Genomic DNA, 14,057 nt, shown 5'->3' with positions numbered 1-14,057 from the left:
ATGGGCCTGACCCATGGCCAGCGCCACGGATAATTTGATCAAATTATGGATACTACCGGATCAGGTTCGGGCGCAACCTCATTTTGCGCCGCATATTCTGCGGTAAATGGCGGTTGAGACGGGCATTGACGAGACCGAACACGCCCACAATGACAAGCGTCAGCAGGATGAAGTACCCGGCAAGGATGGGATAGGGCACAAACGGATTGAATGTCTTGTCGGCAAAATAATTCGCGTAATAGAGAGCATCGCCCCGTTGCTGCCACGCCGGAAAGCCGGAGAAGAAGACCAGTGCCGTTGCGTGAAACAGAAAGATCGCCTCGTTTGTATAGGCAGGCCACGCGAGCCTGAGCATCGTCGGCCAGATAACCCGTTTGAACCGTGACCAGCCCGACATGCCGTAGGCGTCGGCGGCTTCTGTATCGCCCTTGGGGATGGATAGAAGGGCTCCGTAGAAAATCTCGGCTGAATAGGCGGCCGTGTTCAGGAACAACACGATCAGCGCGCCAAGCCACGCAGCCGTGAACGGGTCAAAGATCGGATAAACCGATTTCAGGTTCAAAAACAGGAAGTAACCAAAGAAGAACTGGATGAACAGCGGCGACCCCCGGAAGATGAAGATGAACCACTGCGCGGGCTTGCGGAACACGGCGCGTGACGAGGCTTTGCCCATCGCCAGCGCGGTCGCCAGGAAGAACCCAAGGCACAGGGCCAGAACACCGAAGTAGATGTTCCAGATCATGCCCGACCCGATCAGCGTGAACTGGTGGCACAAGGTGAAGTCTTCGCGCGGGAGCAACCTTTCCCCGATACCGACGGACCGCAGCCCATAGTCCTGAATGGTTTGCCAGCAGCTCATGCGACAGCCTTTCGTTGCGCTTCGCCAGCGGCTGTTGCTTGCCCGCGGGTAAGCCTCGCCATCAGTTTGTCAAGCGCAACCTCGGAGATGCGCGTGAAGATCAGGTAGAAAACCAACAGGGCCAGAAAGTACCACATCCGCCAGTCACCATGCGGGTAATCGGTGAAGCGCGGCGTTTTTGTACCGCCCAGTTCGCGCGCCCAGTACACGATGTCCTCGACCCCCAGCAGGAACAGCAGGGGCGTGGCTTTGATCAAAACCATCCAGAGGTTGGAAAGACCCGGCAGGGCGTAGACCCACATCTGCGGGACCAGGACGCGCCAGAAGGTCTGCCGTTCAGTCATGCCATAGGCCTCCGCTGTCTCCAGCTGTGCGCGCGGGACCGCACGCATGGCGCCAAAAAGAACGTTGGCCGCGAAAGCACCGAAAACGATGGCGAAGGTCAGGACGGCAAGGGAGAAGCCGTAGGTTTCATGAACCCACTGTGGCGCATTGCCCAAAGGCATTTTGGCGGCCTGGCAGACAACGAAATCGTTGCCTTGCCGGATCGGCTCGGACCAGTCGGGGCACAGCGCCTGATGGCGCAGCCATTCGATGGCCTGATCCAGTGCGATGACGAAGAAAAGGAAAAACGCGATATCCGGCACGCCGCGCACAATTGCGATGTAGCCCTTGCCAAGCCAACTAAGCGGCGGAAAGGCAGATCGCGCGGCGCTCGCTCCGCCGAAACCGAACAGAAGTGCTACAGGAGCGGTGATCGCGATGAGCAAAAGCACCACGAAAACCGACATGTAAAGGGACATGTGCGCGCCCGTCGTCAGATAGCATGTGAGCCATGCCAGCGATGCGAGCGTGTCGGGTTCGGTGCAATAGGAAAACATCTGGGTTTGATCTGACCGGCGCGGCCGTCGCCGCGCCGGTCATTATCTTTATTCGTAAAGGGTCGCGTCGTCGCCGAACCATTTCGAGATCATCGCGTTCAGCGTGCCGTCTTCCTTCATCGAAACGATGGCTGCGTCAAATTTACCCTGCAATTCTTCATCACTCTCTCTGAGGCCAATACCGACCCCACCACCCAGCGGCACGTCTTCGCCCACGTACATCAGCTGGCCGCCGGAGGCTTCGACGAGAGAGTCGAGATACTGTTTCTGTGCGAAGACCGCATCGGCCTCGCCGTTGCGCACGGCTGCAACCGTCTCTTCGGGCGTGGCGAATTCAACGAGTGTGGCACTGCTTTCGGCGATGTAGCCTGCCTGGATGGTCGCCGTTTGAGCCGCGATCACGCCGCTCTCTATATCGACGTTTTCGGATGCTGCAACGTATCCGGAGGCTTCAGGCGGGATGTAGCTCTGGGTGAAGTCAATGACTTCGTCGCGTTCGTCGGTGATGCTCATACCGGCCATGATCGTGTCGTAGTTGCCCGAGACGAGGTTAGGTATGATGCTGTCCCAGTCGTTCTTGACCCATTCGCAGGTCAGTTCGGCGCGGACACAGAGTTCATCGCCCAATTCGCGCTCAAAGCCGTCCAACTCGCCCGCATCGTTGATGAAGTTGTAGGGAGGGTAGGCGCCCTCGGTGCCCATGCGGACAGTTTTCGCGTGGCCGTCGGCCATGGCCATTCCGGCGGTCAGTGCAACGGCCGCCGTGGTCAGGATAATCGATTTCATTGTTAAGTCTCCCGTTTGGTTTTGATTTTTGGGTTACGCTGCGTAGGTTGCGGAGAGGAACCCGCGCAATCGTTCCGATTTGGGTGCACCGAAAAGCGTTTCCGGTGGACCCTGTTCTTCGATCAGGCCCTGATGCAGAAAGACCACGTGGTCCGACACATCGGCGGCCAGTTTCATATCGTGCGTCACGATCATCATCGTGCGCCCTTCGGCTGCCAGATCCTTGATAACCCTGACAACTTCCTGTTCAAGCTCCGGGTCGAGAGCGGAGGTCGGTTCATCAAACAACAGCGCCTCCGGTTCCATGCACAATGCACGCGCAATGGCGGCGCGCTGTTGCTGACCCCCTGAGAGCTGAGCGGGGTAGGCATCACATTTGTCGCCGATGCCGACCTTGTCGAGATAACGGCGCGCCGCTTCTTCGACCTGCGCACGTTCGAGTTTCAGCACGGTGAGCGGTGCTTCCATCACATTTTGCAGGATCGACATATGTGCCCAGAGGTTAAACTGCTGAAAAACCATCGACAGGTTCGTGCGAATGCGCAAAACTTGGCCCGCATCCGACGGGCGGCGCCCATGGCCGGAGCCCTGCCATTTGACCGGCTCGCCCTTGAAGATGATGTCGCCCTGCTGACTGTCCTCCAGCAGATTGCAACAGCGCAACAAGGTGGACTTCCCAGACCCCGACGACCCGATGAGCGAGATTACGTGGCCCTTCGGGGCGGTAATGCTCACGCCCTTGAGTACTTCGAGCGCGCCATAGGCCTTGTGCAGGTTTCTGATCTCGATGACTGGCGGTTGAGTGGACAAGGCAACTGTCTCTTTGTTGATTCAAGGCGGTATAAGGGGTCAATTTGACGTCATTTGCAACGCAGAATGCGGGGATTTCTGAAATCCGCCGGGTAAGTTGGGAGTTTTTGAGGCTTGTACGCCCGATTCATTCAGGAGGCAGCGGTTCTGCGAGGTAGGCTTCCTTTGGGATCCGCACAATTCCCTTGAGAAGCAATCGCCCGCGGTCACGACCGGACAGGGCAGGGATGGCGGATGCGATGGCATCAAACAGGCGGTCCACGTCGTTGCCCGCGGATGTGATGAAAGGCAGACCCGGGGTTGGCCGCGTTGACAACAGCACCCGCAACTGCCCGGCCACCGCGCTTTCGCGTTTGATCAGCGTCCACGTCACAGCGTCCAAGGCGGCTATGTCGGCACGCCCCGCTGCCACCGCCTCAGCGGCGCGCAGATGACTGCCGGTGTCGAGCGTGTGCCCGACGAAACTGAACCCAACATCGTTTTCGGCAAGGTATCCTTCGATGGCTGCCCATCCTGATTGAGACCGCACGTCATTGCGTGCCAGAACAGCTTCCCTGAAATCACCGATGTCGCGGCGCGGGTCATCTTTGCGCACCACCACGTAGGATTTATAATATCCCTGTGGGCAGCCGCGCACGCGGTAATCCGGTGTGCCCACCAGCGCAACACTGTCATGCAGAACGCTGCGATAGGGCAATCCGCAGGTTTGCGACAGGACCAGGCCGGGGTCATTCCACGTATCGTGCGGATCGCTTTGACGATCCAGATCAACGGGTCCGTGGCGCAGTTGCTGTCGGATCAGCCGCCACAGCCGGTCATTGGCAGCCCGGGTTGTGGTCGTGTCATACATCGGCAGGCTGGCTGTCACCCGGCGCGGTCCACGGCCTGTCTGGCATGAGCCGAGTCGCGGTCGCTGACGCCCAGGAAATTTGTTGCCATCCGAACGATTGCGTCCTCTTCCTGCGCCCGGGCACCATCGGCCAGAACGACCTGCCAAAGCGCCTGCACAACCGCGAGCCGGTCTTCGTAGGGCACAGCATCCTTGATCGCGCGGGTGAACCTGACGGTATCGGGGGCTTCTGCCTCAAGCGTTTCGGCTTCCGCGCGCAGGGCACTTGTGGCGCCGGGACCCAAATTGTATCTGCGGGCGTTGATCTGGTCTATCCGCTCTTTTTCCCGGGCGCTGTAATCATTGTCAGACCGCGCGATGCGTACGAGCAGAGCAGTCAAAGCGAGCCGGGCGTCCTCATCGGGAAGCGCGGCAGGTTCCGGTTGCGTCAACCGTTTTATGAATTCTCCAAACATGAGGGCGATATAGTCGGGATTGCAGGCTCTGCCAATATCACTTGGGTGCAAGTGCTGTACGCCGCGCCGCCGCAATGTCAGCATCCGTCAAGCCAAGCGCCGTTTCGATTGCCAGCAACTGAAGTTCTTCGCCTTCATCCCGCTCGCCGTCGGCCAGAGCCACGGACCACATCGCATCTGCCAGGGCTTTTCGGTCTTCGTAATCCACCTCGTCGCGCAGAATCCGGGCGAACTCCGGGGTGCCCGGTGCATGCCGCTCCAGCGCTTCGCATGTTGCGCGTAACTTTGCGGCCTCCAGTGGCTTGAGATCGAAAGTGCTGGCCAGAATTTTGTCGATCTGCCCGACTTCCGCGGCCTGATATGACTTGTCCGCAAACGCGATACGTACCAGCAGCGCGCCGAGGGCCAGCTGCGCATTAGGTTGTGGCAAGGGCTTCGGATCGGGTTTCCTGCGGGGGAATAGTCTTTCAAACATAAGTGTTTAACTGAGTTCCGGGTTTTTGCCAAAGCGGACATTGTCGAGCGCAAGGCCCTGCGGATCGGTGTTGGTGATCACGACACCCGCGATGTCTGCGATGCCGGTTGCTCGGATAAACCCAAACGCATGTTCGCCCGCCGGCGGAAGATCCATGCTCATGATAACCTGACCGTCTCGTCGCAGAAACACCGCGCGGGCGGTGCCTTCTTCTCCGCCACGCAGCTGGAACGAAAGCGCCGACTGGTCATCGTCAAACAGAAAGGCCATTGCGCCTTCGCCCTGCGCATGGCGCTTGGGATATCCCGCCACGCCGTAGCCGTTCAACACGTTGTTGCCTTGCATGAACACGACCGACAGGTTCTGGCCCTTATCTCCGGGCATCACCGTCAAGGGTGGAAGCGCCGCGCCATCGACCTGATCGTGATCCCCGACCGGGGCAATGACCTGGCCGGCAAACCGCTCGCCGAATATCGCGCCTTCAAGCACCAGAAGGTCTGGCACAAGATATCCCGGCCCCTGACTGGACCGTGTGTCGTCGAAGGTGATGATCCGCGTCAACTGCAATGCCTCGGGATCGACCAGACACACCGGTGTGCCGCAGGCAAGCGCAGCGCGGCCCAGGGTCATCAGTATGAGTGTCAGTCCCAAACGCATGTCTGCATGTTGCCACGCAAAACGGATTCTGCCTAGCCGGGAATGAGATAGCAGCCCGCCCGATACTACAATGACGCAAAGCGTTCACCCATGCGCCGGGCTTCGATATCCAAACCATAGGGCGGGTTGATGACAAACAGGCCGGACCCGACCATGCCATGCCCCGGACGCGCCGGGGCAAAGTGAACTTCGTGCCGCAAGGCTTCCGGATAGGTGTCTTGCAGGCGTGTGATCATGGGAAGGTGGGATTTCGATGTCAGGATCGGATACCACAGACACAGGATCCCGACGTTCCATGCACGCGACAGGTGGGCAATGTGGTTCGGAATGTCATTGTAATCGCTTTTGATTTCGTAACTTGGGTCGATCAGTATGAACCCGCGGCGGGGCGTGGGTGGCACCACGGAATGCGCAAGCTCGAAGCCGTCCATGTTGTAGCATTTGGGCCCATAGGCGGAGAGCGCGAAATCGAGCGCGGCATGTTCGGCAGGATGTAATTCTGCGAGGTGGATCGTGTCGTTTGGGCGTAGCAGCGTGGCCGCGATCAACGGCGAACCCGGGTAGCTGTCGGGGCCATGCGCATCGCGCGTGATCCTTAGGACTCTGGCATAGGGGTGATCCGGCCCGAACCAATCCGACACGTGTCCGATACCCTTGGCGGCTTCCCCGGTTTTCAGCGACGCGGCATCGGCCAGATCATACAGGGCCCGGCCTGCATGTGTTTCGATATAGGTTAACGGCTTATCTTTTTGCAGCAGATATCCCAGTATCCATGCCAAAAGGCTGTGCTTGTGCACATCCGCAAGATTTCCGGCATGATAACTGTGTTGATAGCTGAGCATGCCGCCGGGTTTAGCCCAACGGAGCTGGCACGCAACGTGAAAACGTGGATCGGGTCACAGAATTACTGACACACCCGGCGCGTGGCAGTTATGTCTTTTTCACGCGCCGTGCCGCGGCCAGGGCTGTCACTCCGAACAGTGAAAAGAGGATCGACGCATTCAGCGGCACAACAGCGACGTCGTCTGCCGCAAATGCGACGGCACCATCAGCCACGATTTCGAAGTTGGCCTCGTAACCGAAAAAGTCGCAAAACCCTTCAGGCAGCCCTTTCTCAGCCCCTTCTTCAGCGGTGCACCCACCGGGTAGAAAGCTGCCCGCGGCACCGAAGAAATCCACGCTCTGACCGGCGAGGTCGACGCGAACATCATAGTCTCCCCAAAAGTCAAAGACCTCGAATCCCACGAGCTGCCCGGTACTGTCGAGCTTTTCATTCACGCCTTCCAGCCCGGAACATTCGAAGTAGCTGCCGATCGCGCATTCCACGCCGCTGGACTCATCGAGGTCAAACCGGAAGGGCAGCCGCGTGCCCGTGGACAGGCCGGCGAAAGGAGCGAGGGGGGATCGCAGTGTCTCGGGCACCGTGAAGCCGGGAATGTTACAGCCGCCGTCAACATCCTCGCAGATCTCGGCATCGGCAGTGTATAATTCAGAGAGATTGTCACCCGTGAACACAGCTGAAAAACCAATGACCTTGGCGTCAACAGACGCACCCAGTGACACGAGCAAAGCCGCGATAGGGAAGGCCTTCATTGTCATATTCGTAACTCCCAAACCTCAAATCTGTACAAGTTCACGTTATGCGGGAGGATTTGAGTCTGAAAGTGTTAACCACGTTTTTTGGCGGTCAGTGAATGCAGGGGTGCGAGAAACCGCCCATCGCAGCAATTTGATCGGAAAAAATGTGCCAAATCATCTGGAAACCGGATGATTGTTTCCAGATGCAAGGGACGCGATTGTCACACGAGGCGTGAAATCTCTTTCGCGGCACGCACGAAGTCTTTGAACAGCGGGTGCGGGTCAAACGGCTTGGATTTGAGCTCGGGGTGAAATTGCACGCCGATAAACCAGGGGTGATCCGGCCATTCGACGATCTCCGGCAATTTACCGTCGGGCGACATGCCCGAAAAACACAGTCCCGCCTTTTCCAGTTGATCCCGGTACTTGATGTCCACTTCGTAACGGTGACGGTGCCGTTCGTCTATCGCCAAAGAGCCGTATACTTCTGCAACCCGTGTGCCTTCTTTGAGCACAGCGTCGTAAGCACCCAGTCGCATGGTGCCACCCTTGTCGTCCCCGACCTTGCGCGAAACCTTCGCATTCCCCTGCACCCATTCCTTCAGGTGATAGACAACCGGTTCAAATCGCTTCTTGCCCGCCTCGTGATCAAATTCCTCAGATCCCGCCGTCTTGATGTCGGCCACGTTGCGCGCGGCTTCGATCACCGCCATCTGCATGCCCAGACAGATGCCCAGGTAAGGGACCTTACGGGTGCGCGCGAATTCGGCAGCCTTGATCTTGCCCTCCGTGCCGCGCTCACCAAAACCACCGGGCACGAGGATCGCGTGGAACCCTTCGAGATGCGGGGCGACATCGTCCGCCTGGTCGAAGACTTCGGCATCAACCCATTCGACACGGACTTTGACCCGATTTGCCATGCCGCCGTGGGTCAAAGCCTCGGCAATGGATTTGTAAGCGTCTTCAAGCTGGGTGTACTTGCCCACAATAGCGACCTTGACTTCGCCTTCTGGGTTGTGAACGCGGTCAGACACATCCCGCCACACCGTCAGGTCCGGTTTCGGTGCGGGAGAGATGTCAAACGCATCCAACACCGCCTGGTCCAGACCCTGTTCATGATAGGCCAGCGGCGCGTCGTAAATGGTTTTCAGGTCATAGGCCGCAACCACTGCTTCCTTGCGGACGTTGCAGAAGAGGGCGATCTTTTCGCGCTCCTTCTCCGGAATGGGTTGTTCGGAACGACAAACCAGAATATCGGGCGCGATCCCGATGCTCTGCAGTTCCTTCACCGAGTGCTGGGTCGGCTTGGTTTTCAGTTCGCCCGAGGCGGCAAGGTAAGGCAGCAGTGTCAGGTGCATGAAGATGCACTGACCCCGCGGCTTGTCATGTGCGAACTGGCGAATGGCCTCGAAGAAGGGCAGCCCCTCGATGTCGCCCACCGTGCCGCCGATTTCGCACAACATGAAATCCACCTCGTCGCCGCCAATATCGAGGAAGGCTTTAATCTCGTTCGTGACATGCGGAATGACCTGAATCGTTTTACCCAGGTAATCCCCCCGCCGCTCTTTTTCGAGCACGGTGGAGTAGACGCGACCCGAGGATACGGAATCAGTATTGCGCGCCGCGACACCCGTGAAGCGCTCGTAGTGACCGAGGTCGAGGTCGGTCTCAGCGCCGTCGTCGGTGACAAAAACCTCGCCATGCTCGAACGGGGACATCGTCCCCGGGTCGACGTTGAGGTAGGGATCAAGCTTGCGCAACCGCACGGAAAAGCCACGTGCCTGCAACAGGGATCCCAGCGCGGCTGAAGCGAGACCTTTGCCAAGGGAGGACACCACACCACCGGTGATAAAGATATAACGTGCCATGGTCTGATATGCTCCCGTGCATCTTGGCGGTTTTGAAAAGCCGCCCGAATTGGCTGCGAAATTCGCAGTTCCACGGGACTTAAGCCTAACAGGATTCGGGGTGCAAAGGCAAGACGTACCGCAACATGATGTTGCAAAACATCTTACATCCGCAAGGGGTTGTAGTCAGAGGTTAATCCGCCAGAGGAACAAGCGGCGCGGTGTCATCGGCCGAAGGCGGCAACAGTGCATCGCTCTCTGGGACGGCGGGGGTCGCGGGCTCGTTCAGCGCGGGCGGCGTCACGCCAAGGCGGTCCACAACCGATGAGCCGGAGGCGTTTTCCGCCGCGAAAATGGTCAGGGTGATCGAGGTGCCGATGAAGGCGATGGCCAGAAGCCATGTCAGTTTTCCCAGCGCAGTCGCTGCGGCACGTCCGGACATGGCGCCACCGCCACCGCCACCCATACCCAGACCACCACCTTCGGAGCGCTGCATGAGCACAACGGCGATCAGGCTCAGCGCCAGAATAAGGTGGACGATCAGGATGACGTTTTCCATTAAGGACCTGCGGGTTTGATTTGACTTTGAGGGTATCTAGGCAAGTTTGCTCATACTCGCAAGGGAGGATCGCCCTGATTTGGATTGCTGTGCACAAGTCAAGACCGTCGCGAGGCGTGTCATCCGGGCGACGGTCTGTCGAAGTTACTCTCTCATGCGCGCAGACTAAGAGGGATATCCTGGAATTGAGGCGCTGAAGACTCACTTCATGCAAAATTCATAACACGTTTGGCGGGAAAAATCGTGGCAAAAATCCAGGCTGTGGATAACTCAGGCGAGGAACCGCTGGACAACCGCTGACGGGCGTCCCAGAAATACGCATATGCCCCATGATCACCCTGACCACCCGCACAGCCTGCTGCCGCCTGATCCGGCGTTGCGTATCAAGGCGCTGGAAACGATTTTGACCCGAAAGGGGCTGGTTGATCCGGCCGCGCTCGATGCGATCATCGATACTTATGAGAACAGGATCGGTCCCAGAAATGGTGCGCATGTGGTTGCCCGCGCCTGGCGTGATCCGGCATTCAAGGCCGCGCTTCTTGAGGATGCAACGGCGGTTGTTTCCGATCTGGGCTACTATGGTCGGCAGGGTGAACACATGGTTGCGGTGGAAAACACCGACAAGGTCCATAACATCGTGGTTTGCACCCTGTGCAGTTGCTACCCGTGGCCCTTGCTGGGCATTCCGCCCGGCTGGTACAAATCGGACGCCTACCGAGCGCGTGTCGTGCGCGAGCCCCGCGCCGTGCTGTCGGATTTCGGCGTGACTCTACCGCCGGATGTGGCCGTGCGCGTGTGGGATTCGACCGCAGAGGTTCGCTACCTCGTCATTCCGCAACGGCCGCCGGGCACCGATGGCATGGATGAGGCCGCCCTGATGGATCTGGTGACCCGCGACAGTATGATCGGTACCGGCCTGGCGGTTGCGCCATGACCCGCGTGCACGATATGGGCGGTCGGTACGGCGATGGGCGGGTGGTTCCGGAACCGGAAGATCAGGTGTTCCACGAAGACTGGCACAAGCGCGCCCTCGCCGTGACGCTGGCCGCTGGCGCGCACGGCGCCTGGAACATCGACGTGTCACGCCATGCGCGCGAAAGGCTTGCCCCTATGGATTACGCGCGTTTTTCCTACTACGAAAAATGGATGGCCGCGCTTGCCGATCTGCTTGTCGAGACAGGATTGGTCACTGCCGACGAGATGGCGGGTGCCAACCCCACGATGAGCCCTCGTGCTGCAACGACGTTGACGGCAGAGGCCGTGCCCGCGGTACTGGCGAAGGGTGGGCCGGCGACCCGTGCGAGCGATATGGCCCCCGCCTTCGCGCCGGGCGATGTCGTGCTCACCCGCCATCTGGCGGAAAACACGCTTGTAGATGGGGGACACACCCGGCTACCCCGGTATGCGGCGGGCGCGCGGGGTTGTATATTGCGGTATCACGGGACGCATGTCCTGCCTGACAGTTCGGCACATGGGCTCGGGGACGCAGCCGAGCCGCTTTACGCGGTGGTATTCCCGGCGTCGGAGCTATGGGCGCACCCGGAAAACCCGGCGGATGAAGTGGTGCTCGATTTGTGGCAAAGCTATCTGGTGGCGGGATGACAGCCATACCCCAGCCGGTTTTTTCCGAACCCTGGCATGCACAGGTTTTCGCGCTCACGGTTCACCTGAACGAAGCGGGGTATTTCGACTGGCCCGATTGGGCAACGCGTTTTGGTGCGACACTGAAAGCGCATGGTCTGACAAAGGAACTGGACGGTGGCGACGACTATTTCGTGGCCTGGCTTGAAACGCTGGAGCATTTTCTGGCCAGCATGGGCATGACGGATATCACCGAAATCGCGCAGATCAGGCAGGCATGGGAAGAGGCCTATCTGGCAACGCCACACGGGGCGCCGGTAAATCTGCAGGATTAGGCTTTGGGGCGTGATGTCAGGCCTGCCTTGTTCAGAAACCGCCGCCACGCGCCTTTTTGCGGCAGACGGGGCAGGCGCAGCTTTGGCTTGCCGGCGAGGCGGTTGAATTCATGCATGTCGATCACGCGCTCCGCGCATCCGCACCCTTCGCCAAGGCCCACCTTGGCATAGTAGAACTTCTGGAAGTCTTCCGGGCGGTCTGGCGTGCGTGGCATGTGATGTCCTTTCGCAAGGATCATAGCCGACGGAACGCGGCGCGACCATGCTCCACTCACTCATCGACATCGTCGACGTCCGATTGACCCGAAAGCGCGCGCCGCACATGGCTCCAGCTCAGACCGATCCCCAGCACCAGCGAGAGGGAAAGCAAGCCGAGCCACACGTTCAGGCTCGAATTATCAAGACGCAGGACGCCCAGATCATACAATACCCAGAGCAATGCCCCCAGGATCGCCATCACCAAAATCATGCCACCGGCCCCGATCGACCGTAGCGTTGCGCGAAGATAGATGATGTATCCCACGGCCAGCACCAGGGCGAGAAGCACCGCAATCGAGAGGTTCATGGACCCGTAATCGCGCACCCAGTTGATGTAATTGTACTGTGTCGGATTGAAGGTCAGTGCCAGCAACCCAAACGCAAAAAACCATCTCGTCAGAAATCCCATCGTCGCCTGCTCCAATCGTCCAAGTGTTTTGCGGGAAAATATCTCCCCGTCGGCACTGAATGTCTATGGTGGAGGGCTGTGATCCATGAATGTGTGGAAAGACTATTTTCTGGTTTCGCCCCACGTGTGTCACCGCTATACCAGCGCGGGTTTGAAACACACCAAAAAGGACCAGCCATGGCAAATGTTGTCGTTGTCGGCGCCCAGTGGGGCGATGAGGGGAAAGGCAAGATCGTGGACTGGCTCTCCGAGCGGGCCGACGTGATCGCGCGGTTTCAGGGGGGGCACAATGCCGGGCACACGCTGGTGATCGACGGTGAAGTCTTCAAGCTCAGCCTGCTGCCGTCGGGGATTGTGCGCGGCGGCAAGCTCAGCGTGATCGGGAACGGCGTTGTGCTGGATCCATGGCATCTGGAAAGCGAAATCAAGGGCCTGCGCAGCCAGGGCGTGGAGATCACGCCGGACACCCTGATGATCGCGGAGAACACGCCGCTTATCCTGCCGATCCACGGAGAGCTGGATCGTGCGCGCGAGGCACAGATTTCGGTCGCCAAGATCGGCACGACGGGCCGCGGTATTGGTCCTGCCTATGAGGATAAAGTCGGCCGCCGATCCGTGCGCGTGGCCGATCTGGCGGATGACGCGACCCTGGAATTGCGCGTGGATCGCGCGCTGGTACACCATGATGCTTTGCGGCGCGGCTTAGGGCTGGAACCTGTCGACCGGGCGGATCTGGTCGCCAAGCTGCGGGCCATTGCCCCCACCTTGCTGGAATACGCGGCACCCGTCTGGAAAGTGCTGAACGAAAAGCGCAAGGCGGGCAAACGCATTCTTTTTGAAGGCGCGCAAGGCGCGTTGCTGGATATCGACTTCGGTACCTATCCGTTTGTGACCTCGTCGAACGTGATTGCCGGGCAGGCCGCTACGGGCACCGGCATCGGGCCCGGCTCCATCGATTTCGTGCTGGGGATTGTCAAGGCCTACACCACCCGCGTTGGCGAGGGGCCATTCCCGGCAGAGCTTGACGACGCTGACGGCCAGCGTCTGGGCGAGCGGGGTCACGAGTTCGGCACGGTTACGGGGCGAAAACGGCGCTGTGGCTGGTTTGACGCCGTACTCGTCCGTCAGACATGCGCCACCTCAGGCGTGAACGGCATCGCCTTCACGAAACTCGATGTGTTGGACGGCTTTGACACCCTGAAAATCTGCGTCGGGTACGAGCTGGATGGCGAGCGTGTGGACTACCTGCCCACCGCGGCGGACCATCAGGCGCGCTGCACTCCCATTTACGAGGAAATGCCCGGTTGGCACGAATCCACCGAAGGCGCGCGCAGCTGGGCAGATCTTCCGGCGAACGCGATTAAATATGTGCGGCGCGTCGAAGAGTTGATCGATTGCCCGGTCGCCCTACTTTCTACGTCACCTGAACGCGAGGATACAATCCTTGTGACGGACCCGTTTGCCGATTGAGAAAGCCATCATGCCTGTCAGTTACAAAGCGCGGCGCCGCCTGTCCCTTCTGATCCTGCTTGTCGGGCTGCCCGCCTATATCATTGCGGCGGTGACTGTCGTCAACTGGCTGGACAGGCCGTCGCTCCTGGTTGAATTCCTGGTCTACGTTGTCTTGGGCATCGTTTGGGCGCTGCCGTTCAAATTCGTTTTCAAGGGGATTGGTCAGGCTGATCCGGACAAGACAGACCCCTGACATAAAAAGAAA

19 protein-coding genes are annotated in these 14,057 nt (G+C 59.2%); 5 read left to right on the top strand and 14 right to left on the bottom strand.

The annotated features are described in order from the left end of the window. Positions 1–52: 52 nt before the first annotated feature. The 12 genes from KX928_RS20970 to secG all read right to left on the bottom strand — a co-directional run bounded on the left by KX928_RS20970 (position 53) and on the right by secG (position 9,757). Positions 53–859 (bottom strand): ABC transporter permease, encoded by an 807-nt coding sequence (locus KX928_RS20970; RefSeq protein WP_219506629.1) that lies wholly within the window; start codon positions 857–859, stop codon positions 53–55. Beyond that, a complete protein-coding gene (locus KX928_RS20965; RefSeq protein ID WP_219506627.1) occupies positions 856–1,740 on the bottom strand; it encodes an ABC transporter permease in 885 nt (294 codons plus the stop codon). Before KX928_RS20965 ends, KX928_RS20970 begins: the two co-directional genes overlap by 4 nt. 48 nt (positions 1,741–1,788) lie before the next feature. After that, entirely contained in the window at positions 1,789–2,526 is a 738-nt protein-coding gene (locus tag KX928_RS20960) for a transporter substrate-binding domain-containing protein (protein WP_219506623.1), read from the bottom strand. A 33-nt stretch (positions 2,527–2,559) separates the two neighbouring features. Further along, a complete protein-coding gene (locus KX928_RS20955) occupies positions 2,560–3,336 on the bottom strand; it encodes an ABC transporter ATP-binding protein (RefSeq protein WP_219506621.1) in 777 nt (258 codons plus the stop codon). Between the two features lie 127 nt (positions 3,337–3,463). Beyond that, positions 3,464–4,204: a phosphate/phosphite/phosphonate ABC transporter substrate-binding protein gene (locus tag KX928_RS20950; protein WP_219506619.1), complete on the bottom strand. Its 741-nt coding sequence runs from the start codon at positions 4,202–4,204 to the stop codon at positions 3,464–3,466. Then, positions 4,201–4,641, bottom strand: a complete 441-nt coding sequence (locus tag KX928_RS20945; RefSeq protein ID WP_219506610.1) for a tellurite resistance TerB family protein — start codon at positions 4,639–4,641, stop codon at positions 4,201–4,203. Before KX928_RS20945 ends, KX928_RS20950 begins: the two co-directional genes overlap by 4 nt. Before the next feature lie 37 nt (positions 4,642–4,678). Continuing rightward, positions 4,679–5,071, bottom strand: coding sequence for a tellurite resistance TerB family protein (locus KX928_RS20940; RefSeq protein ID WP_257884009.1), 393 nt, complete (start codon positions 5,069–5,071; stop codon positions 4,679–4,681). 51 nt (positions 5,072–5,122) lie between these two features. Further along, positions 5,123–5,773 carry a hypothetical protein gene (locus tag KX928_RS20935; RefSeq protein ID WP_219506605.1) on the bottom strand — a complete coding sequence of 217 codons (651 nt, stop codon included), beginning with the start codon at positions 5,771–5,773 and terminating at the stop codon, positions 5,123–5,125. 65 nt (positions 5,774–5,838) lie between these two features. Beyond that, complete coding sequence (gene rlmJ, locus KX928_RS20930; RefSeq protein WP_219506603.1) at positions 5,839–6,615, bottom strand: 23S rRNA (adenine(2030)-N(6))-methyltransferase RlmJ; 777 nt, start codon at positions 6,613–6,615, stop codon at positions 5,839–5,841. 88 nt (positions 6,616–6,703) lie between these two features. Continuing rightward, the gene (locus tag KX928_RS20925; RefSeq protein ID WP_219506602.1) at positions 6,704–7,372 is read right to left on the bottom strand and encodes a hypothetical protein; all 669 of its coding nucleotides are present in this window, start codon (positions 7,370–7,372) and stop codon (positions 6,704–6,706) included. 200 nt (positions 7,373–7,572) lie between these two features. Further along, a complete protein-coding gene (gene pyrG / locus KX928_RS20920) occupies positions 7,573–9,219 on the bottom strand; it encodes a CTP synthase (RefSeq protein WP_219506600.1) in 1,647 nt (548 codons plus the stop codon). A gap of 172 nt (positions 9,220–9,391) precedes the next feature. Then, the gene (gene secG / locus KX928_RS20915) at positions 9,392–9,757 is read right to left on the bottom strand and encodes a preprotein translocase subunit SecG (RefSeq protein ID WP_219506599.1); all 366 of its coding nucleotides are present in this window, start codon (positions 9,755–9,757) and stop codon (positions 9,392–9,394) included. Between the two features lie 322 nt (positions 9,758–10,079). On the opposite strand from secG, the gene nthA reads away from it, so the two are divergent. The 3 genes from nthA to KX928_RS20900 are packed head-to-tail and all read left to right on the top strand — an operon-like array spanning position 10,080 to position 11,673. After that, entirely contained in the window at positions 10,080–10,691 is a 612-nt protein-coding gene (gene nthA / locus KX928_RS20910; protein WP_219506598.1) for a nitrile hydratase subunit alpha, read from the top strand. Beyond that, positions 10,688–11,359, top strand: coding sequence for a nitrile hydratase subunit beta (nthB, locus tag KX928_RS20905; protein WP_219506596.1), 672 nt, complete (start codon positions 10,688–10,690; stop codon positions 11,357–11,359). The genes nthA and nthB overlap by 4 nt, the downstream gene beginning before the upstream one ends. Continuing rightward, entirely contained in the window at positions 11,356–11,673 is a 318-nt protein-coding gene (locus KX928_RS20900) for a nitrile hydratase accessory protein (protein WP_219506593.1), read from the top strand. Before nthB ends, KX928_RS20900 begins: the two co-directional genes overlap by 4 nt. Here KX928_RS20900 and KX928_RS20895 read toward each other — a convergent pair. Then, positions 11,670–11,888, bottom strand: a complete 219-nt coding sequence (locus KX928_RS20895) for a hypothetical protein (RefSeq protein ID WP_219506590.1) — start codon at positions 11,886–11,888, stop codon at positions 11,670–11,672. The two genes, KX928_RS20900 and KX928_RS20895, sit on opposite strands and share 4 nt — an antisense overlap. Positions 11,889–11,944: 56 nt before the next feature. After that, complete coding sequence (locus KX928_RS20890; protein WP_219506588.1) at positions 11,945–12,340, bottom strand: DUF6524 family protein; 396 nt, start codon at positions 12,338–12,340, stop codon at positions 11,945–11,947. A 177-nt stretch (positions 12,341–12,517) separates the two neighbouring features. On the opposite strand from KX928_RS20890, the gene KX928_RS20885 reads away from it, so the two are divergent. Continuing rightward, positions 12,518–13,810: an adenylosuccinate synthase gene (locus KX928_RS20885; protein ID WP_219506586.1), complete on the top strand. Its 1,293-nt coding sequence runs from the start codon at positions 12,518–12,520 to the stop codon at positions 13,808–13,810. A 10-nt stretch (positions 13,811–13,820) separates the two neighbouring features. Next, positions 13,821–14,045, top strand: coding sequence for a DUF2842 domain-containing protein (locus tag KX928_RS20880; RefSeq protein ID WP_219506585.1), 225 nt, complete (start codon positions 13,821–13,823; stop codon positions 14,043–14,045). Positions 14,046–14,057: the final 12 nt, after the last annotated feature.

It is taken from the genome of Roseobacter insulae, assembly GCF_019375555.1.
Taxonomy (GTDB): Bacteria; Pseudomonadota; Alphaproteobacteria; order Rhodobacterales; family Rhodobacteraceae; genus Roseobacter; species Roseobacter insulae.
This window is presented reverse-complemented; position numbering and strand designations above follow the sequence as displayed.

Excerpts from the sequence above, each read along its gene's own strand:
- secG (WP_219506599.1), bottom strand. The coding sequence starts at position 9,757 with ATGGAAAACGTCATCCTGATCGTCCACCTTATTCTGGCGCTGAGCCTG.
- nthA (WP_219506598.1), top strand. The coding sequence starts at position 10,080 with ATGCCCCATGATCACCCTGACCACCCGCACAGCCTGCTGCCGCCTGAT.
- pyrG (WP_219506600.1), bottom strand. The coding sequence starts at position 9,219 with ATGGCACGTTATATCTTTATCACCGGTGGTGTGGTGTCCTCCCTTGGC.
- KX928_RS20925 (WP_219506602.1), bottom strand. The coding sequence starts at position 7,372 with ATGACAATGAAGGCCTTCCCTATCGCGGCTTTGCTCGTGTCACTGGGT.
- KX928_RS20880 (WP_219506585.1), top strand. The coding sequence starts at position 13,821 with ATGCCTGTCAGTTACAAAGCGCGGCGCCGCCTGTCCCTTCTGATCCTG.
- KX928_RS20900 (WP_219506593.1), top strand. The coding sequence starts at position 11,356 with ATGACAGCCATACCCCAGCCGGTTTTTTCCGAACCCTGGCATGCACAG.
- nthB (WP_219506596.1), top strand. The coding sequence starts at position 10,688 with ATGACCCGCGTGCACGATATGGGCGGTCGGTACGGCGATGGGCGGGTG.
- KX928_RS20895 (WP_219506590.1), bottom strand. The coding sequence starts at position 11,888 with ATGCCACGCACGCCAGACCGCCCGGAAGACTTCCAGAAGTTCTACTAT.
- KX928_RS20885 (WP_219506586.1), top strand. The coding sequence starts at position 12,518 with ATGGCAAATGTTGTCGTTGTCGGCGCCCAGTGGGGCGATGAGGGGAAA.
- KX928_RS20970 (WP_219506629.1), bottom strand. The coding sequence starts at position 859 with ATGAGCTGCTGGCAAACCATTCAGGACTATGGGCTGCGGTCCGTCGGT.
- KX928_RS20960 (WP_219506623.1), bottom strand. The coding sequence starts at position 2,526 with ATGAAATCGATTATCCTGACCACGGCGGCCGTTGCACTGACCGCCGGA.
- KX928_RS20935 (WP_219506605.1), bottom strand. The coding sequence starts at position 5,773 with ATGCGTTTGGGACTGACACTCATACTGATGACCCTGGGCCGCGCTGCG.
- KX928_RS20890 (WP_219506588.1), bottom strand. The coding sequence starts at position 12,340 with ATGGGATTTCTGACGAGATGGTTTTTTGCGTTTGGGTTGCTGGCACTG.
- KX928_RS20945 (WP_219506610.1), bottom strand. The coding sequence starts at position 4,641 with ATGTTTGGAGAATTCATAAAACGGTTGACGCAACCGGAACCTGCCGCG.
- KX928_RS20965 (WP_219506627.1), bottom strand. The coding sequence starts at position 1,740 with ATGTTTTCCTATTGCACCGAACCCGACACGCTCGCATCGCTGGCATGG.
- rlmJ (WP_219506603.1), bottom strand. The coding sequence starts at position 6,615 with ATGCTCAGCTATCAACACAGTTATCATGCCGGAAATCTTGCGGATGTG.